The sequence below is a fragment of the Acidobacteriota bacterium genome, assembly GCA_028874215.1.
In the GTDB taxonomy this organism is placed as follows: Bacteria; Acidobacteriota; UBA6911; order RPQK01; family JAJDTT01; genus JAJDTT01.
Genome location: JAPPLF010000063.1, coordinates 37,020 through 55,630 on the forward strand (window position 1 = coordinate 37,020; position 18,611 = coordinate 55,630).

At 62.4% G+C, this 18,611-nt stretch carries 17 protein-coding genes; 1 reads left to right on the top strand and 16 read right to left on the bottom strand.

What is annotated here, in order from left to right:
- Positions 1-66: 66 nt before the first annotated feature.
- The 15 genes from OXT71_12090 to recJ all read right to left on the bottom strand — a co-directional run bounded on the left by OXT71_12090 (position 67) and on the right by recJ (position 16,565).
- Positions 67-738: an ABC transporter ATP-binding protein gene (locus OXT71_12090; protein ID MDE2927129.1), complete on the bottom strand. Its 672-nt coding sequence runs from the start codon at positions 736-738 to the stop codon at positions 67-69.
- Positions 731-1,960: an ABC transporter permease gene (locus tag OXT71_12095; protein ID MDE2927130.1), complete on the bottom strand. Its 1,230-nt coding sequence runs from the start codon at positions 1,958-1,960 to the stop codon at positions 731-733. Before OXT71_12095 ends, OXT71_12090 begins: the two co-directional genes overlap by 8 nt.
- A gap of 64 nt (positions 1,961-2,024) precedes the next feature.
- Positions 2,025-3,542 carry a lysine--tRNA ligase gene (gene lysS / locus OXT71_12100; GenBank protein ID MDE2927131.1) on the bottom strand — a complete coding sequence of 506 codons (1,518 nt, stop codon included), beginning with the start codon at positions 3,540-3,542 and terminating at the stop codon, positions 2,025-2,027.
- A gap of 63 nt (positions 3,543-3,605) precedes the next feature.
- Positions 3,606-4,025, bottom strand: a complete 420-nt coding sequence (nusB, locus tag OXT71_12105) for a transcription antitermination factor NusB (GenBank protein MDE2927132.1) — start codon at positions 4,023-4,025, stop codon at positions 3,606-3,608.
- 139 nt (positions 4,026-4,164) lie between these two features.
- Positions 4,165-4,617 (bottom strand): 6,7-dimethyl-8-ribityllumazine synthase, encoded by a 453-nt coding sequence (gene ribH, locus OXT71_12110; GenBank protein MDE2927133.1) that lies wholly within the window; start codon positions 4,615-4,617, stop codon positions 4,165-4,167.
- Between the two features lie 100 nt (positions 4,618-4,717).
- On the bottom strand, positions 4,718-5,500 hold the full coding sequence (locus OXT71_12115; GenBank protein MDE2927134.1) for an enoyl-CoA hydratase-related protein: 783 nt from the start codon (positions 5,498-5,500) through the stop codon (positions 4,718-4,720).
- 26 nt (positions 5,501-5,526) lie between these two features.
- Positions 5,527-6,078, bottom strand: a complete 552-nt coding sequence (locus tag OXT71_12120; GenBank protein MDE2927135.1) for a CDP-alcohol phosphatidyltransferase family protein — start codon at positions 6,076-6,078, stop codon at positions 5,527-5,529.
- 58 nt (positions 6,079-6,136) lie between these two features.
- The gene (gene ptsP, locus OXT71_12125; protein MDE2927136.1) at positions 6,137-7,936 is read right to left on the bottom strand and encodes a phosphoenolpyruvate--protein phosphotransferase; all 1,800 of its coding nucleotides are present in this window, start codon (positions 7,934-7,936) and stop codon (positions 6,137-6,139) included.
- Positions 7,937-8,019: 83 nt separating this feature from the next.
- Positions 8,020-8,295, bottom strand: a complete 276-nt coding sequence (locus OXT71_12130; protein MDE2927137.1) for an HPr family phosphocarrier protein — start codon at positions 8,293-8,295, stop codon at positions 8,020-8,022.
- Positions 8,292-8,708, bottom strand: a complete 417-nt coding sequence (locus tag OXT71_12135; GenBank protein MDE2927138.1) for a PTS sugar transporter subunit IIA — start codon at positions 8,706-8,708, stop codon at positions 8,292-8,294. Before OXT71_12135 ends, OXT71_12130 begins: the two co-directional genes overlap by 4 nt.
- Entirely contained in the window at positions 8,705-9,697 is a 993-nt protein-coding gene (hprK, locus tag OXT71_12140) for an HPr(Ser) kinase/phosphatase (protein ID MDE2927139.1), read from the bottom strand. The genes OXT71_12135 and hprK overlap by 4 nt, the downstream gene beginning before the upstream one ends.
- 35 nt (positions 9,698-9,732) lie before the next feature.
- Positions 9,733-11,178, bottom strand: coding sequence for an RNA polymerase factor sigma-54 (gene rpoN, locus OXT71_12145; protein MDE2927140.1), 1,446 nt, complete (start codon positions 11,176-11,178; stop codon positions 9,733-9,735).
- Positions 11,179-11,393: 215 nt separating this feature from the next.
- Entirely contained in the window at positions 11,394-12,122 is a 729-nt protein-coding gene (gene lptB / locus OXT71_12150) for an LPS export ABC transporter ATP-binding protein (protein ID MDE2927141.1), read from the bottom strand.
- 179 nt (positions 12,123-12,301) lie between these two features.
- Positions 12,302-14,635 (bottom strand): hypothetical protein, encoded by a 2,334-nt coding sequence (locus OXT71_12155; GenBank protein MDE2927142.1) that lies wholly within the window; start codon positions 14,633-14,635, stop codon positions 12,302-12,304.
- A 205-nt stretch (positions 14,636-14,840) separates the two neighbouring features.
- Positions 14,841-16,565 carry a single-stranded-DNA-specific exonuclease RecJ gene (gene recJ / locus OXT71_12160; GenBank protein MDE2927143.1) on the bottom strand — a complete coding sequence of 575 codons (1,725 nt, stop codon included), beginning with the start codon at positions 16,563-16,565 and terminating at the stop codon, positions 14,841-14,843.
- A gap of 146 nt (positions 16,566-16,711) precedes the next feature.
- Between recJ and OXT71_12165 the strand changes: the two genes are divergently transcribed.
- Entirely contained in the window at positions 16,712-17,863 is a 1,152-nt protein-coding gene (locus OXT71_12165; GenBank protein MDE2927144.1) for a hypothetical protein, read from the top strand.
- Between the two features lie 7 nt (positions 17,864-17,870).
- On the opposite strand, the gene OXT71_12170 is transcribed toward OXT71_12165, so the two are convergent.
- Positions 17,871-18,605, bottom strand: a complete 735-nt coding sequence (locus tag OXT71_12170) for a hypothetical protein (protein MDE2927145.1) — start codon at positions 18,603-18,605, stop codon at positions 17,871-17,873.
- Positions 18,606-18,611: the final 6 nt, after the last annotated feature.

Below are 18,611 nucleotides of genomic sequence, written 5' to 3' on the forward strand. Positions count from 1 at the left end.
CGGGATCACGCCTGCTGATGACTGAATTTCCGGAGCCAGGCGAAACAGCGGAACACCGTCGGCCGACTAGACCAGTTTCCCCTGAACCACCTCCTTGCGGACGCTGCAAAGATCCGCCAGGGAGGCATTGTGGGTCGCGATGAGTGAAGTGAGTCCGTGGCTTCGATGCACCTGATCCAGCAGCTCGTAGATTCGCTCGGAGGTCGCCGGATCCAGATTGCCCGTGGGTTCGTCGGCCAACAGCAACCTGGGCTCCCCCGCCAGGGCGCGCGCGATGGCGACACGCTGCTGCTCACCCCCTGAAAGTTCGCCCGGCCGGTGGCGCATCCGGTCCGCCAATCCCACCTCTTCCAGAAGGGCTTCAGCCCGCTCGGAGGCCTCGTGGTGGGAGGTTCCCCGCAGCAGCAGGGGGAACATGGCGTTCTCCCGGGCGTTGAACTCGGGCAGAAGATAATGGAACTGAAACACGAAGCCGACGGTCCGGTTCCGGTAGGCGGCCAGCTCCCTCCCCTGCAATCCGGTGATCTCAAGATCCTGGAACCGAATGCTTCCCGAATCCGGTCTCTCCATTCCGCCCACCAGATGCAGAAAGGTGCTCTTGCCCGAGCCGCTGGCTCCCGTGATGGCCACCATTTGCCCCGCCTCAACGGACAGATTCAGATCCACCAGAATGCGCAGCCGCTCCTGCCCCGAACGATAGGACTTGGACAGCCCGCCGATCTTGAGAAGCTCACTCATGGCGGAGCCCCTCCAGCGGATCCAGACCGGAAGCGGCGCGGGCCGGATACAGGGTGGCGGCGAAACTGATGAGAACCGCCAGCAGCGAAACCACCACCAGATCCCACGGATTCAACTGGAAGGGGACGTACGGAATCGAATAGACGCGAGCCTCCAGTTCGATGACCTGGTAGGCGTCCAGGTACCAGGCCGTGACCGCTCCCAAGATGCCTCCCAGACTCGTGCCGACCAACCCGATGATGAGGCCCTGGAGCATAAACACCGCGGTGACCGTCCGGGGGGTCCCTCCCATGGCGGTGATGATGGAAATATCCCGATTCTTGTCCATGACCATGAGGGTCAGGGTGCTGACGATGTTCAGGGCGGCGACCAGAACGATGAGTCCGATGGCGACGAACAGGGCCAGTTTCTCCAACTCCAGAGCGGCGAACAGCGGCCGGTTCAGTTCGATCCAGGTGTTCGTTGCGAATCCGTCGCCCAGTGCCTCCTGCACGGTCCTGGCCTGGCTCTCGACGGCGTAGATGTCCTCGACACGCATTTCCAGCGCCGAGGCCTGGTCCTCCGAAAGCCCGAAAAAGGACTGCGCCGCGGCCAGCGGCACCAGAGCCCAATTGGCATCGTATTCCCACAGACCGGACTCGAAGAGAGCCACGACCCGGAAACTCCCGATCCGCGGACTGGGGCCGAAGGGTGAAAGCTCGCCCTTCAGCCCGTAAGCCCGAACCGGTTCTCCAACCAACGCTCCCAGGGATCCCGCCAGGTCCTTCCCGAGAATGATGGGAAAGGGCTTGCCGCCGTCATGGAATCCCGCCGTGGTCCCCTCGATGATGGAGACGCTCATACTTGAAGGCCGGCCCGGGTCGCCCCCGATCCCCTTCAGGATTGCCGCATTCTGTCTTGAACCGGACTGCAACAGGGTCTGACCGTAGACCGTCGGCACCACGCTCTTGATCCGGGGCATCCCGCTCAGGGCGTTGGCGATTCCCTGATAGCCCGAGATGGCCCCCTCCCGGGCGGGCAGGAGATTGAGATGTGAGGTGGCGCCCAGAATCCGGGCCTGGAATTCGCGCTGCAGGCCGTTGTTCAGAGCCAGGGCTATGGTGAGGGCCATGACGCCGGCCGCGACGCCCACCACCGAGATGATGCTGATGACCGAGATGACGGCTTGTTTGCGCCGTGCTCGAAGATAACGGAGGGCGACAAACAGCTCGAAACGCAACACCGTCCCTCTTTTCGCAGCCCGGAACTGACTCCGTGTGCGGACAGACCGGCTGAATTGTTGCCGCTCACTCCGTGTTCCGCGAGTCCCTTTCCCGCCGTGACGGGCGGAGATGAGGAAAGAGAATCACTTCCCGGATGGAGGGAGAGTTGGTCAGCAGCATGGCGAGGCGATCGATGCCGATTCCCTCGCCGGCCACCGGCGGCATGCCGTATTCAAGGGCCCGAACGTAGTCCTCGTCCATCTCGTGGGCTTCTTCGTTTCCCTGCTCCCGGTCGATGAGCTGCTCCCGAAATCGCTCCCTCTGCTCGTCCGGGTCGTTCAGCTCGCTGTAGGCGTTGGCCAGTTCCAGACCTCCGGCGAAGAGCTCAAACCGCTCGGTGAACCGGGGGTCGCCGGCTTTCCGCTTGGACAGCGGAGACAACTGCGCCGGAAAATCATAGATGAAGGTGGGCTGGATCAAGTGCTTCTCGGCCACCGTCTCGAACAGCAGTCCAAGCATCCGATCCCAGCTCGTTCCCGGAGGCATTTCCAGGTTCCGGTCCCGAAGCAGGGTTTCGAGCGCCGTCGGGTCCGTCAGGCTCTCGGGCGAAGGGATCCGCGGACCGGGCCAGAATTCGCGAATCGATTCCACCATGCTGTAGCGCCGAAACGCGGAGAAGTCGATGGTCGACGGTCCGTACTCCACCTCCAACCCTTGGCAGACCTCCCGGACCAGCCCTTTCAACATCTCTTCCGTCAGATCCATCAGATCGCCGTAGTCGCTGTAGGCCTGGTAGAACTCCAACATGGTGAACTCGGGATTGTGCCGGGTGGACACGCCCTCGTTTCGAAAATTCCGGTTGATCTCGTACACTCGATCCAACCCGCCCACGACCAGGCGTTTGAGGTAGAGCTCCGGCGCGATCCTCAGGAACAACGGCATTCCCAGCGCTTCGTGATAGGTCTTGAAGGGCCGCGCCGTCGCGCCCCCCGCCAACGTCTGCATCATGGGGGTTTCCACCTCCAGGAACCCCCTGTCCTCCAGAAACCGGCGGAGGAACGAGATGATCCGGTTGCGGCGGACGAATACGGACCGCACGCGCGGATTGGCCATCAGGTCCAGATAGCGTTGACGGTATCGCACCTCGACGTCGGCCAGGCCGTGCCACTTCTCGGGAAGGGGCCGCATCGACTTGGACAACAACTGCACCGAGTCGGCGAAGACGGTCAGTTCTCCCGTACGGGTCCGCAGCAACTCGCCTTCCACTCCCAGAAAGTCCCCGATGTCCAGCAACCGGAACAGATCGTGATCCTCCGGTCCCACCCGGTCCCGGCGCACGTAGATCTGGAGCCGGCCTCCGCCCTGGCTCAGGTGGGCGAAGCTGACCTTGCCGTGGCCGCGGATCGAAACGATGCGGCCTGCGGTTCGAACCCTGTTCCGTGCGGACTCCAGCTCCGGCGCCTCCAGCTGGGAGAAGTTCTCCAAAATCCGGGGAATCTCGTGCGTCAGGTCGTAGTTGGCGGGATAGGGATCATGGCCGCCGGCCCGTATGCGCCGCAGCTTCTCCATCCGCCGGTCGATCAGCTCGTTTCCGGAAGTCATCGTTCCGTTCCCTGCCGCCGGGTCCTCCCCGCGTGGCATCCGGCGCCCGTCATTGCTCTTGCCTCAATCGGCCTCCCGTTCGGTGTCCAGTTCCTTGCGGATGGCATCCAGGATACCGTTGACAAAGTCCGCCGACCGCTCGGTCCCGAATTTTCGCGCGATCTCGATGGCCTCACTGATGACCACCACCTTGGGCGTGTCCAGAAAGAGGAACTCGGCGATCCCCATGCGCAGCACGTTTCGATCGACGGCCGAAATCCTCCTCAATTTCCAGTTGTCGCAATGACGTTGGATCAGGTCGTCGATCCTGCTCCTGTCCTGCAGTGATTTCCCGAACAAGCGGCCCGCGAAGGCACGGGCATCCACTGCCGCCGCGGCATGGGCGTTCCAGAAGGACCGTTCGACGACGGCGCCCGGGTCCCGGGTCACTTCCTGCTGATAGAGCATCTGCAGGGCATATTCGCGCGCCCTCCTTCGGCTCATACCGAACTACTGCGCCCGAAGAGAGGTCCGTCCAGCCGGTGGGATCGATCGTCTTGCACCCGGAAGGAGGTCATTTCCGGTCTGAACACCGGCACGGGACGCCGGCGAGTGCATCCCTTCCGACCCTTCACCCGGCCCATCAGCCGTCCGCCAGCTTCTGACGCGCCAAGTCGGCCATTTCCACAGCGGCGGACGCTGCCTCCGCCCCCTTGTTGCCATGTTTCAAGCCGGCGCGATTGATGGCCTGCTCGGTGGTCTCCGCCGTGATCAGGCCGTAGGTGATGGGGACGTCCTGCTCCAATGCCAATCGTGACAGGGCCCCCGTCACATGCGAGGCCAGGTATTCGTAATGGTCCGTCTCTCCCCGAATCAGGGTTCCGAGGCAGACCACCGCGTCGCAAATCCCGGCCGTCGCCAGTTTCCGGGCGGCAAATGGGATTTCGAAGCTCCCGGGCACATGAACGACGGTCACGCCATCATCCGGGACTCCGAGCCGTCGGAGCACGCCCAGCGCGCCCTTCAAAAGCCGATCGGTGACCAAGTCGTTGAACCGGCTGACCACGACGCCGATCCTGAGATCCGCGCCATTCATACGTCCAGTGATTTCCTTCACGTCCGTTTCTCCCAGGCCCCAGTCTACTACGACTTGCAGTCCGTGGTGACTCTTGCCACGGGCTGCGAGGCTTTCGGCATCATTTGCCCTTGAAATGGGGGCGTCTCTTTTCCATGAAGGCCCGGGTCCCCTCCTTCATGTCATCCGTGCCGGAAGCCAGCCCGAAGAGGGCCGTTTCCAGGTCGAGTCCCGCTTGCAGGGGCAGGTCGTAACCTCGATTGACCGCCTCAAAACAGTACCTGACGGCCAAAGGGGCCTGGCCGGCGATCCGGGACGCCAGTTCTCGACAGGTGGACAGAAGATCGTCCGGCTCCACGACGCGGACCACCAGACCGGCCGCCAGGGCCTCCCGGGCCGTCATGGTCCTCCCGCAAAGCAACAACTCGAGCGCCTTGGAGCGTCCCACGATTCGTGCCAGGCGTTGCGTGCCGCCGTAGCCGGGAATGATGCCCAGCTTCACTTCAGGCAATCCGATTCGAGCATCCGACCCGGCAATCCGGATGTGACACGCCAACGCCAGCTCGCAGCCCCCGCCAAGACAGAAGCCCCGCACCGCAGCCAGAACCGGTTTCGACCCCCGCTCGATCCGATTCAGGACGGCATGGCCACGCCGGGAGAATGCCTGGGAGGTCCCGGCGTCCAACCGGTGGACCTCAGGGATGTCGGCCCCGGCGGAAAATGCCTTCCCGGCGCCTGAGAGGAGCACGATCCGGACATTCTCATCCCGTTCCAGGGACCGGAAGGCCGCGTCCAACTCCCGAATCGTCTCCTCGTTCAAGGCGTTCAGGACCTCCGGCCTTTCCAGGGTGAGCTCGGCCACCCCTCCCGAATCGATCTCCAGCCTCAGGTTCCGGAACTTCATGACTCACCTTCCGAAATGCAGGCGATTCAGCGCCGATCAGGCGCAAAGATACGGACGCCGCGGACCAGGTACTGGAGACCGCTGCCCAGGGCCAGAACGGCCGTGAGACCGAAGAGTCCTGCGTGAAACGGTATCCGCCACGGGATCACGTTGTCCACGAGGACCGCCAGGATGGTTGTGAACTGGGCAAGTGTGGACAACTTCCCCAGGATGGACGGCGGAAACGCCTTCGTGCCGGTGAAGACGTAGGACCAGAGGGCGCCGATTCCAAGAATCAGGTCCCGCCCCACCACCGACAGAGTCAACCAATGCGGTATCCGGACCTCCAGAGCCGGGTTCTCCAGGGAGAGCACCACCAGAGCGCCGACCATCAGGAGCTTGTCGGCCAAGGGATCCAGAAACCTGCCCAAAGCAGTCCGCTGGCCGAATTTCCGGGCGATCAGCCCGTCCAAGAGATCCGTGAACCCGGCCAGAATGAACACTGTCAGAGCGGCGCCGACAAACCCGGAAACGACCAGCCCCACAAATAGCGGAACGGCGAGGATCCGAAGCACCGTGAGCTGGTTTGCTGAGGTCATGGCTACTCACCGCCAGTCGGTTCCATTTCCCTCCGGCACCGGTCGAGCCTTCAACAGGTCAACTCTTGACGAACCGGGAACCCGATTCCTGACCTACCGTTTCCCACGACGGCATCTCACGCTTCACGAACCGTTCGACTTCCTGAATCGTGGAGAATCGCAACAGTTCCCGGATCCTCTCCCGGGCCTCCTCGTAGACCATCTCCCGAATTCTTTTCTTCACCGTCGGAATGGCGAACGGGTTCATGGAAAGCCGCTGGAAACCCATGCCGATGAGGAGGTATGCGTAAAGCGGCTGCGCGGCCACCTCTCCGCAGACATAGGCGGGTATGCGATTCCGGGACGCGACTCTGGCCACCCGTTCCAGGCTCTTCAGGATAGCCGGATGGAGGGGATTGAAGAGGGGGGACAGGAGGTCGCTGGATCGGTCGACCGCCAGCGTGAACTGGATCAGATCATTGCTGCCCACCGAAACGAAATCGGCATGCCGGCAGATTCCGTCCAGCACCAGTACGGCGGAAGGAACCTCGATCATGGCGCCCACCTGGATCGGTGATTCCGGTTCAAATCCGGTTTTTTCCGACACCTCCCGCTCCACTTCCCGAATCAGCTCGCGGGCGGTGACCAGTTCGTCGGCGCTTGAGATCATGGGGAGGAGGATTCGCAGGTTCCCCTCTCTGCGGGCACTGACGATGGCCCTCGCCTGGTCCCGAAACAGTTGGGGACGGTCCAGACTCAGGCGAATCCCCCGGAGGCCCAGTACGGGTCCCTCGCCGGCCAGCCGCGTGAAGTAAGGGTGATCTTCCGTTCCCATGTCCAGCGTTCGAATGACGGCGGGCCGCGGGCCCGTCAGGCGGGCCAACCGCCGATAGATGCTCAACTGCTCTTCGAAGCGGACGGGACCACTCATTTCGCCCATGTAGACGAACTCGGAACGAAACAGTCCGATTCCTTCCGCACCCAAATCGAACGCCACCGTGGCTTCGTCCTCCATATCGGTGTTTGCGAGTACGGAAACGACCCTCCCGTCAGCCGTAGACGACGGTCTGAAGTCCCCTTCCAACTCTGAGCTGCGACGTTGCTCCTCCCGCAGCAACACCTGGAAATCCCGGCGCTCTCCCGCCGACGGCTGCACCAGCACCACACCTTCGGAACCGTCGACGATCATTTCGTCGCCGGTGCGAATGTTCCCCTCCACCTCCCGGACGCCGGAAACAGCCGGTATGCGGTGCACGCGGGCGATGATGGTGATATGCGAGGTCTGTCCCCCACGCGTCGAAACGAGTCCCTTGACCTGGGCCAGCGGGAAACTGGCCAGGTCCGAGAGGCCGATTTCCGGCCCCACGAGGATCAGGTCTTCGGACGATTGTTCCTCCTGGCGGGGCGGTCCGGACTCACCCAGATTGGCAACGATTCGCCGCGCCACTTCTTCCAGGTCCGATCCCCGGTCCCGGAAAAAGGGGTCGGTCAAGGTGCGGTACACGGCCAGCCACTCCTCAGTGGCTTCCCAGACGGCCCGCTCGGGACCGTACAGATGATCCCTGATCTTGGATCGGATCTGGTCCAGGAACTCCCGATCTTCAAGGATCAGGCGATGGGCATCGATGATATAGGAGTGTTCCTTGCCCAGTTGCTGCTCGAATCGTTCCTTGATCCGGACCAGTTGCTCCCGGGACTTGGCCAGGGCTTCCTGCAGCCTCTCCAGCTCCCGAGGCGCTTCAGCCGCCGAAAGGTACAGTCGATGGAAGTCCGGCGCGTGTTGCTCGATCCGATACGCTCTTCCAGCCCCGATTCCTGGAGACAGGGGTGTGCCCACCAATCTCCGGCCGGATTCGTTGCGTTGCAGCTTCTCCACCATTTACCTCGAAAATACAGCAAAGACCCGGGTCTTCCTATCAGGACCGAATCGTGTCGATCACGCCGGGCATCAAGCCCGCGAAATCATTTCTCTTCTCCAAACCGGTTCCTGACCAGAGTCTCGATGGCCTCGGCCGCTTCGATCTCGTCGGACCCGCGAATGGTGAATTCGAGCTCGGTTCCGCAAGAGGCAGCCAACAGGAGAATCCCCAGTATGCTCTTGCCGTCAATCTCCTGGGACCCGCCGGCCCTGGAAAGTTTCACGTCGCTGTCATAGTGGGATGCCGTTCTGACCAGCTTGGCTGCCGCGCGGGCGTGCAACCCCAGACGATTTCGTATTTGAACGACCCGCCGGATCATTCCCCCAGCAACCCGCTGGCCAACGCGATGTGTTTCTGCCCCTGTTCCAGGACCCGTTGCGCGAGTTCGCTCAGGTCCTCCTTGCCCGTTTGATTGGCCAGCTTGATGATCATGGGAAGGTTCACTCCGGTGACGATTTCCACTTCTCCCTTCTTCAGCAGAGCGAGAGTCAGGTTGGACGGCGTCCCTCCGAACATGTCCGTCAGGATGATGACGCCGCCGCCCCGGTCCAGGGTGCTGATGGCTTCTTCGATCCCCTGCCGGGACCGTTCCACGTCGTCATGCCATCCGATGGAGACCGGCAGCACGTGGGGAATTTCGCCGACGATCATCTCCGCGGCGGCGACCAGCTCATGGCCCAGTCTCCCGTGAGTGACGACAAGTCCACCGATTTGGGTCCGTTGTCGTTTCATTCATTGTCTCCATCCCCTGCCCGGGGTTGTTCTCCTTGACCCCACGGTACTTGAATCCGCCGTTCCAGGAGGCGAATCGACTCCAGCGCGGGATTATAGCCCTGCATCTTCAGTTTCTGGATTCTGACGGCCACCTCCACCAGGGTCGCCAGGGTTCGTCCAGGCGCCACCGGAATCGTGATCAGCGGAAGATCGACTCCCAGGACGCGATACTTCTCTTCCTCCAGTCCCAACCGGTCCCGGGTATCCCGCTCCGGCCATTCTTCCAGCTTGATCACCAGATCGACGGGCCGGGCGGGGCTCAACACCGAGATCCCGAACAGATCCCTGACGTTGATGATGCCCAACCCCCGCAATTCCATGTGAAAGGGGGCATCCGGAAGACCCGACCCCACCAGGCTCTCGCCCGAGACCCTCTTCAATACCACCAGATCGTCGCTCACCAGGCGGTGGCCCCTCAGGATCAGGTCCAGTGCGCACTCGCTCTTGCCAATCCCCGATTCCCCAACCAGCAGGACCCCAAGCCCCAAGAGCTCCACCAGGACTCCATGGATGGTGTGGGTCAGGGCCAGGTGTTCCTGCAGATTGGCCGTGACCTCGACGATGGCCTTGGAGCTGAGCGCCGTCGTCGTGAGGACCGGAGTCGCGGCCCTTTCCGCCTCGGCCAGAAAATCGGGCGGCGGCGCCAAGCCGGTCGTTACCAGAACGCAACAGAGTCCAACGTCGAAGGCATCGGCGAAAACCTTGCGGCGACGTTCCGGAGACAACTCCTCCATGTAGTAGATCTCGGTGCGGCCGACGAACTGCACCCGACCCCGGTGCAGATAGCGCGTGTATCCCGAAAGGGCCAGGCCCAACTTCTGAATTCTGGGAGACGAGATGGAGTTGTCCAGACCCGCCCCGCTGGAGGCTAGCGCCAGGTTCAGGGCCGGGTCCATGGACTCGTAGAACTGCCGGACCGTCACCGGGGGGATGGAATGATTCTGCATGGTTCACGCCTCGCCTGCGACCCTCAGAGCGAGGGCTACAACAAGTTCGCCTTCTTCCTGGCGAGCGACCCGGGAATTCTCATCTGATCCCGATACTTGGCGACGGTGCGACGGGTGATGCGGATCCCGTCCCGGTTCAACAGGTTGGTGAGTTTCTGGTCGGACAGGGGCTTTTTGGGATCCTCGCGCCGGATCAGGGTCTTGAGCCGGTCCTTCACCTGCATGGTGGAGACGTTCTCTCCATTGGCGTGCCCCACGCCCACGGAGAAAAATCGGCGCAACTCCATCAGGCCCTGCGGGGTGTGGGCATACTTGTTGGCGACGACGCGGCTGATGGTGGACGGATGAACACCCAGTTCATCGGCCACATCCTTGATCAACAACGGCTTCAACTTCCGGATGCCCGATTCCATGAAGTCGTACTGGTGCCGGACGATGACGCGACAGACTCTAAAGATGGTCTCCTGCCGTTGATCCACCCCTCGCAGCAACTCGATGGCCGACCGGAATCGCTCGCGGATGAAGCTCTTGGTTTCCTTGGAGACGCCGTGCTTGCGAAGCAGCTTCCGGTAGGCACGGTTGATTTTCAGCTTGGGCAACCCATCGTCATTGAGGCTGACCTGGTATTCGCCTTCGACCTTTCGAATGTGCACGTCCGGCCGGACGTAAACCGGTTGGGCGGAGGCAAATTTCTGCCCCGGGCGCGGCGAAAAGCCTCGAATCAGTTCGAGAGCGCGGGAGAGATCCTTGGGATCGCATGCCAGGCGATTCAGAATCCTGGAATATTTCCTGCCTTCGATCAGCGGCAGGCAGTCCCGAATCAGTGCGCCGGCCAGAGAGTCCTCCAGACCCGCAGCTCTCGCCTGCAGCAAGAGGCATTCGCGCAGGTCGCGGCAGGCGACGCCCACCGGATCGAGGGACTGCACCGCCGCCAGAGCATCGTCGACTCGACCTGAAGGAACCTGCAACTGCCGGCAGATCTCCTTCGGGGTGAGGGTCAGGTAACCGTCCTCGTCCAGATTTCCCACGATGAAATGGGCAATCTCCCGCAGGTCCGGATCCATACCGTTCAGATTCAACTGCCAATTCAGGTAATCCCACAAAGTATCGGCGGATGAGAGGAACTGCTCGAATGTAGCCTTCTGTTCCACCGGTTCGAATTCCTGGCGCTCGTAACTCGATCCCAGGTAGTCTCCGAAGAAATAATCGAAGTCCAGGTCTTCCAGGTGGCTTCCCTCCTCCGGCGGGTCCGCGTCCTGCTCCGATTCCCGGGCCGGTTCCGAAACCTCCGGGCCGGCTTCGAAATGATCCGAAACGTCGTCCAACAAGGGGTTCTCCTCCAGCTCCTGTTGGAGAATCTCCGAGAGTTCCAACTGGTTTACGGAGAGGAGTTCAATCTTCTGGAGGAGCGAGGGGGTGATGGCCAGCCGTTGCGACAGGCCGAGTACCAGGGAGGGTTTCAATTGAGCGCGTCGACTCATGGCACTCCGGAGTGTTCCGGTTCAGGGTCCCTTGGCGGCCCGAAGCAAAAGTCGGCACGTCATTTGGTCCGGATTTGGCCCGGCCAGCATCCCGTTGGACTTCGCTGGCCCTCGTTTCCCTCCGAACGAGAATGCTTCCTGGCGCCGTCTTGTCCGGATGAATCCCTGCAGCACGACGGGAAGCTTCGGGCCAGTCCAACCGGCGCCCACTGGACTCAGTATAGCTGGAAGTGATCTCCCAGGTAAACTTTGCGGACGTCCGGATCGGCGGAGAGCAGGTCCGGGGTGCCTGCTCGAAAGATCCTGCCTTCGGTGATGATGTAGGCCCGATCCGTGATCCGAAGAGTTTCGCGAACGTTGTGATCCGTGATCAACACACCGATATTCCGCGCCTGGAGCCGGGTGACCATGCGTTGGATATCCAGGACGGCAATGGGATCGATTCCGGCGAACGGCTCGTCCAGCAAGATGAAATCGGGCCGGATCACCAGCGCGCGTGCGATTTCCAGACGCCGCCTCTCGCCGCCGGAAAGGGTATAGGCCGGACGGTCCCTCAGGGCAGCGATCCCAAATTCCTCCAGCAGCTCGCTGACCAACTGGTCCGATTCCCCGTGGGGAAGATCCAGGGTTTCGGCGATGGCGTACAGATTGTCCTCCACCGAGAGCCGGCGAAACACGGAAGGTTCCTGGGAGAGGTAGCTGATCCCTCTTCGCGCCCGAACGTACATGGGCAGGGGAGTGATGTCCTCGCCGTCCAGAAATACCTCGCCCCTGTCCGGATCCAGCAAACCGACGATCATGTAGAAGGTGGTGGTCTTTCCGGCGCCGTTGGGACCCAGCAGGCCAACGACCTCACCCGATGAGATGGTGAGGCTCACGTCACCGACCACCTGCCTGCTCCGATATGATTTATAGAGGCTCCGTGCCTCGAGAACCTTCTCCAGAATGTCCCCCTTGCTCATTTGAAACGGGAAAACAAGACGGTATCGGACCGTGTCCAACTCGGCCCGGGATTCCCCATGTCAAGCAAAAGACTGCGGACGACGGTAACCGACGCCAGACCGGCACAACCGCCGGTTCCGGGCCCGGCGACAACGGGTCACGGCGCCGTTGGCGGGGCCGGCTAATCGATGACGATCTTGTCGGTTTCCACGAACAACGTCACCCTCCGCCCGGACGCGCTGCCGCGAAGCGGCTCCGTCACCTCGGCGAGTTCTCCGGTCAGCTCCACTCGGCCCTCCCGGGGATGATACACGGCATGATCGCCCCGGGCCCTTCGATCTCCCTGCCGGATCTCGACTTCTCCTCCCGCGGCAATGCTCTGAATGGTGCTCGCAGGGGAATCCTCCAGCTGGAAGTCCACATGGGAGGATTTCACCTGGAAGTGACCGGACTGCATCCGGACGCCGCCTCGGTAGGCCGCCCTTCCGGAGCTCCGCTGGTAGACGAGCTGGGGCGCCTGGATCCGGTATTGGCGGCCCGACACTTCCCCAGGGTCCCAAAAGGTGCTGTCCACGTCCTGGACCTCCAGCCGTTCACCGGCCGAGTCCAAGCGAATCATCGTTCCCGCGATCAGGTGGGAATCCCGGAGGATCCGCGGATTGCCGGCATAGGAGAGGGATTTGGCACCGGAATCCAACACCAGGCGATCGGCCTGGATCAGAACCGGTTCTTTTCCGGGACGACTGAAGAGGGTCTGGACTCTCCCGGCCGCAGACAGTTCTTCCCCGCCCGCGTCCACCTGAAAACCGTCCGCCCGGGTCCGCGACTCCACCCCGCCTGCGCCTTCCATCGTATCTTCGGAGTAGTAAAGGTGGGCGCCGTCCGGGTCCGAAAAGGAAAACAAGTTTTGTCCGGCGTCGAACTCAGCGTTGCTCGCCTTCAGGGTGACGCGTCCGGAAGAACTTTCTTCCCGGTAGACCACCTGGCCCTCCCCCCGGGCTTCGTGGATTTGCTCGCCGAGGAATCCAAGATCGAGCCGCCCGCTTTCCCCGTCCCGCTTCGTGGTTTCCGAATTCATGGTCCAACGGACCCCGCCCACCGCCGCAACCCTCAGCACGCCCCCATCCTCGAAAACAGCCTCCATGCGGTCCGACTCCACAGTCCGTTCCCCCTCGGGAACTTGCTGGCGCAGAACCGGGTCGTGCGTGGCCACGAGCCTCTTCAGTATTCCACCCCGGTAAAACGCGTCCATTCGTCCGGCTCGAAGCTGGGCTGAAGTCCCCTCTCCGGTTCGAGTCCAGGCCACGGTGTTTCCTGAAACGGTCGCACGATCCAAGACTCCGTCAGCGCCAAGATCCAGAACCAGCAGGTCTCCTTGGATCGACTCGCGAGAATCTTCGAGGTCTCGAAGCCGACCGACCAGTCTCGTCTTTCCCCGCATTTCCAACCACTTGAGACGCTGATGTTCAAGACTCAGATGAGCTGTCAACTCGTCGGCGCGTCCTTCTTCCAGACCCAGAGTCCGGGAACGGACGATGACGCGCCGGTGCGCCAGAAACCGCGTCTCATCCGCGTCAGGAGATCCGGCCAACCCATCGATGCGATCCGCTTCCAGATAGGTCTCGGGGTCTTCGTACACAGCGCGCTGTTCGGGAGAATCGGGAGTGGCTTTGCCCGAGTAGACATAGAAGCTTTGGATCCTCCCTCCATCGGCAGCCGCGAACAGATGGATGGACTCACCGGTGAAGGTCCGGTCCGAATCCAGCACCAGTCGCACGCCGCGCGAGGTGAACATCCTCTCCACGGCCCGGTCGTCGGTCAGAAAGACACGGACGTACCCGGCGGTGAGGTCCCCCTGGGGACCTTGAATCCGGGCCCCGTCCAACAGATCGACCCTGCGGTCCTCCAGATCGTACAAAGCCCGCGACGCCGTCACCTGGAGGCGATCGGCGCCTTGGGTGATGTTCAGCTCGAACTCGTCGTCGACCCGAAGCCGGCTCTGCCGGATCTCGTAGCTGAGAGACCGGCCGTGACCGGAGAGCTTCTCCATTCCGAAGCGAAAACCCTCCTCGATGGCCACTACGTTCCGGGCCAGGTCGGCCTTCAGCCGATCCGCGTCAATGGTCGTTCCATCCGATAGCTCGATGCGAACCTTGCCGGTGAACTCGATCCGGTTGTCGACAACCCGGTAAATCGCTTCGTCTCCCGAGATCTCCTCCACGGAGCTCCCATCCGGACCGAAGTGGGTCAGTTTCACGCCGAAAAGACGATGGATTTTCTTGACCGTTTCGGTGCTGGTCCCGGCCTCCACCTTGTAGACGGTTCGTCCTTCCTCGTGATGGGTATGCTCGAATTCGGTGCTCTGCTGGAGCAACTCGGGAGAGAGGAGGCGTTCCCGCGCCAAGGGGGGCCGGGCGTCCCGCCGGGTCAGGAAGCTCCAGACCACGGCTCCCAGGGCCGTCACCAGGACCACGATCAGGAACAGCCGGATGAGCTTGAGGGAACGGGGACGCATAGAGAGTCCGGTCTGCAGCAGTCCTTTCGGCCCGTCGAAATGCGCCGGCGGGCTACCCGGCTCCGGCCGCGATTCGAGGCCGTCCCCGAGGGGTCATCGAATCGCCCCGGTCAACGAGACGAAAGGCCGGCCGGCCCGTCTCCCAATTGGACGGAAAGCCGGAAAGGATCGTTCACGGGTCTGTGACGACGCGTGTCGAAGGCCGTCAGGAATCGGTCGAGACCGGGTGCGTGCGCAGATCCTGGACCGTCATGAGCAGACTCTCCACGCCCCGGTACTGGTTCCGGTTCAAGGTGTACGCCACATCGATCTTCGATCCTCTCGGTATGGTATCAGCGGCATCCCCGTTCTTCCACCAGATGGCGTCGACGCCGGCTCCGTTGGCGCCGAGACGGACCTTCAGATGCCGGTTCTTCAATACCCAGGGACCGCCGGTCACATCCAACCCGCGGCTGGCGAATACGGGAACCGGATTCCCTACCCCGAATGGCGCCAACTGTTGAATCTCCCGGTACAGCGACAACGAAAGGCGGCCCGGACTCAAATAGGAGTCCAATGGGACCACGGGAGTCAGATCCTCTGTGGACAGGACAGATTGGGCGTGGGAATCGAGACGATCCGAAAGGGTCCGGAGGCGGTCTTCCAGAGAATCGCTGCCCTCCATGGCGCAACCCACCGCCTGAGCATGCCCGCCATATCGATCCAGGAGGTCTCCGCACCCCTCGAGGGCTTCCAGCAGATGGAAGCCGGGGATGCTCCTCCCCGAACCCTGGCAGTCGGATTCTCCCATCGAGAACACCAGCGTGGGGCGAAAGAAACGCCTGGCCACCCTCGAGGCAATGATCCCGATGACCCCCCGGTGCCAGTTTCTCCCAGCCAGGACGATGAAGGCTTTCCGGAACAGTTCCGGCCGGTTCTCCTCCCACTCGTGGATCTCCGCCAGAATGGCCTCCTCCTGCCGCCGCCGCTCCCGGTTCCTCGCATTCATGTCCCGGACGATCGCCTGGGCCCGCGACCTGTCGCGGGTATCGAAGAGATCCAATACCTCGGGTCCGCCCCCCATGCGGGTCACCGCATTGATGCGTGGAGCGATCCTGAAAGCCACGTCCTCGATCTCCACCTCTCCGGAGACTCCGGCGCCGTGGAGCAGGGCCCGCAGGCCCACGTTGTGCGGTTGGGCCAGGCCCTCCAACCCCAGCTTGACCAGGATCCGGTTCTCTCCGGTCAGGGGGACCATGTCGGCCGCCGTTCCCAAGGCCACGACCTTCAGGAAATGGGGAAGCACCCGGGTGCGCCCGGCTGTTTCGAAGAGTCCCTGCACCAGCTTGAAAACGACGCCAGCCGCCGACAGGTTCCGGGCCGGGTAGTCACAGTCCGCCCGGTGCGGATTGAGGATGGCCCGCGCCGGCGGAAGTTCCGCGGAGGGCAGGTGATGGTCGCAAATCAGAACGTCGAGGCCCAACTCGCGCGCCCGGCCACAAGCTTCGAAGGCCCGAATTCCACAGTCCGAGGTCACCAGCAGGTCCACCCCGTCCCGGTGGCACCGTTCCACGAAATCGGTCTGAATTCCATATCCGTCGGTGAGCCGTCCGGGGATATGGATGCCGACGCGGCCGCCCAGCATTTCAAGCCCCCGTTTCAGGATCAGGCTTGAGGTGATGCCGTCCACGTCGTAGTCGCCGTGGACCACAATACGTTTCTTATCTTGCAGCGCCTGCCAGAGGAGCGGGACCGCCCGGTCCATGTCCTTCATCAGATAGGGGTCGTGGAGATCCTCATAGCGGGGATGGAGAAAACGGTGGGCCTTATCCGGATCCTGAAGGCCGCGGTTGACCAGCAGGCGAGCCGTCAGCGACGAAATGTCCAGCTCGGAACTCAGCGTCCGAACCGCCTCCGCCTCCGGCTCGCACAGCGTCCATCTGCGTTGCATGGCCGGATCTTATCAGCGTCTGCTGACGCCGACGGGACGCCCGGCGGGTTGCCTTGAATCGTCCCCGGGGAAGCCCTATCTTGACTATTCGTAAGCGAAAGTGGACTTCCAGGCCTGAAATCCCACCGGCGAGGGCAGGAAACGAATTGCGGAGTCGACTCCTTCTCCTGGCATTGATCTTCTTCGGCCTTCTGGCCGTCCTGATTCTCCTCGCGGTCGAATTCTGGCTCCGCCATTCCTTTCTCGGGGAATCCGCGGAACCCCGGGATCACGCCGAAGAAACCTGGTACCTGCCGGTTCGCATGAAGGGAGACTACGAGGGGGTCTTCTGGGACATTCCCTTCGTCACCAACGCCTACGGTTTCCGGGACGAGCCCCCGTTGGATCCCGTTCCCCCGGAGGGTGAATTCCGAATCCTCTCTCTGGGAGACTCCATCGGATTCGGCCTCGGCGTCCCGTCCCGGGACCGCTACGGAAGGGTTTTGCAGCGGGAACTCAATCATCCGCCGGGGGCCTTCCGCTTCCGGGTCGTCAATGCTTCGGGGCAAGGTTACAGCCCCTCCAGTTACGCGGCCTACCTCTATCAGGAGGGTCTGGAACTGAACCCCGATCTGGTGCTGGTCCAGATCGAACTCTGCAACGACGTCACCGACGAGGCGCTGCTCGGCTGGCCGTCGGGAGTCCAAGCGAGCCTGCCGGAACGGGTCCGCGGCGGCCGGTACGTGGTGGGTTGGGACGGCCAGCTTCTGGGGACCTGGTCTCGAGGACCTTATTTCTTCGAAAAGACCTATACTTACACGGTCCTACTTCGTAAATCACTTGAGTCGTTGTACCGGATCATTCCCAGCGAGCCGTTCCGCAGCGCCCGGGGACTGACCTACTACGCCATGGGTTACGAAAAGTTTCTTCTGGACCGGGATCGGATCGAGGCCGGTTGGAAAAGGCTCTTCGGAGCCTTGGGAGGCATCCGGGATCTTCTTGAGCGAGAGCGGATTCCGTTTCTGCTCCTGTTGATCCCCTCCCGTTTCGTGTTCCGGAAAGAGGCACCGGAGCATGCCCTCTTTGCCCGAAAGCTGATGGACCGAGCCATCGAGCAATGTCGATCCCGGCGGATTCCGTATCTGGATCCGTCTCACGACCTGCGGCAGGCCGGCGGACCGGAACTCTATTTCGATTTCGCTCATCTCACCGGCGAGGGAAACCGGGTCGCGGGACGGGTTCTGGCCCGGGAACTCCGGCGGCGTTACCTCGGCGACGGGGGAACGAGCCCCGCCGGCGGTCTGCAATCCATCGACTGAGCAGAGTTCAATCGGACCGGGGCTGGTCCAGATCCCGCGCCGCCTGGCTCAATGCGGTCACGGTTCGTGTCTCCAGGTCCACCGACCAGATGAAGTGGACTTCCGGGCCGGCATCCCCGGCCACCACGAGATCGATCCACAAGACAGGAACATCGTCCTTCATCAACCGCCACTCCTTGAACGCCTGGCCGGGGATCTTTCCCTCCGTAAGATCTTTGGCAGCGGCCGACTTCTCCAGCAGCAGCCGGTAGGCGGTCTCGGAGTCTCGAGTCTTCTTCAGAGCCGGGGCTTGGCGGGGACCTCCGTCCGGGTCCTCCCCGGAAGAGGCCGTTCCAGTCTCCGGAACGTTGGAACCGGACACGATTGGGACCGGCGCCTGAAAGACCACCCTCTGCTCGGCGGGTTTGGGAGGCGGGGGAGGCAGGCGATAGATGTGGGACCTGGTGACGTCGCGGGAAGCGGCGATCCACACCTCCGATACCTGGCGGACCAGATCATGACGAACCGCGGGGAACATGAGGAGATAGATGGTGCTTCCCATCACCCCCATGAAGAACGCCAGATAGAGGATTTTGCCGAGGAAGGACGGACCCGACGGACCCGATGGACCGGTTCTGTCCCGTCGAACCGCTACCCGGAGTCTCCGGGCCTGTTCCTGCAGCTCTTCGGCCGGAGCCTGACTTTCGGAATCCGCAATCTCCTCCGGAGAGTCGTTCTCCAGGGATTCAGAGTCTTCTTTCACCTATGA

Excerpts from the sequence above, each read along its gene's own strand:
- lysS (MDE2927131.1), bottom strand. The coding sequence starts at position 3,542 with ATGACTTCCGGAAACGAGCTGATCGACCGGCGGATGGAGAAGCTGCGG.
- ribH (MDE2927133.1), bottom strand. The coding sequence starts at position 4,617 with ATGAATGGCGCGGATCTCAGGATCGGCGTCGTGGTCAGCCGGTTCAAC.
- OXT71_12130 (MDE2927137.1), bottom strand. The coding sequence starts at position 8,295 with ATGATCCGGCGGGTCGTTCAAATACGAAATCGTCTGGGGTTGCACGCC.
- recJ (MDE2927143.1), bottom strand. The coding sequence starts at position 16,565 with ATGCAACGCAGATGGACGCTGTGCGAGCCGGAGGCGGAGGCGGTTCGG.
- OXT71_12135 (MDE2927138.1), bottom strand. The coding sequence starts at position 8,708 with ATGAAACGACAACGGACCCAAATCGGTGGACTTGTCGTCACTCACGGG.
- rpoN (MDE2927140.1), bottom strand. The coding sequence starts at position 11,178 with ATGAGTCGACGCGCTCAATTGAAACCCTCCCTGGTACTCGGCCTGTCG.
- OXT71_12090 (MDE2927129.1), bottom strand. The coding sequence starts at position 738 with ATGAGTGAGCTTCTCAAGATCGGCGGGCTGTCCAAGTCCTATCGTTCG.
- hprK (MDE2927139.1), bottom strand. The coding sequence starts at position 9,697 with ATGCAGAATCATTCCATCCCCCCGGTGACGGTCCGGCAGTTCTACGAG.
- OXT71_12120 (MDE2927135.1), bottom strand. The coding sequence starts at position 6,078 with ATGACCTCAGCAAACCAGCTCACGGTGCTTCGGATCCTCGCCGTTCCG.
- OXT71_12155 (MDE2927142.1), bottom strand. The coding sequence starts at position 14,635 with ATGCGTCCCCGTTCCCTCAAGCTCATCCGGCTGTTCCTGATCGTGGTC.
- nusB (MDE2927132.1), bottom strand. The coding sequence starts at position 4,025 with ATGAGCCGAAGGAGGGCGCGCGAATATGCCCTGCAGATGCTCTATCAG.
- ptsP (MDE2927136.1), bottom strand. The coding sequence starts at position 7,936 with ATGGTGGAGAAGCTGCAACGCAACGAATCCGGCCGGAGATTGGTGGGC.
- OXT71_12115 (MDE2927134.1), bottom strand. The coding sequence starts at position 5,500 with ATGAAGTTCCGGAACCTGAGGCTGGAGATCGATTCGGGAGGGGTGGCC.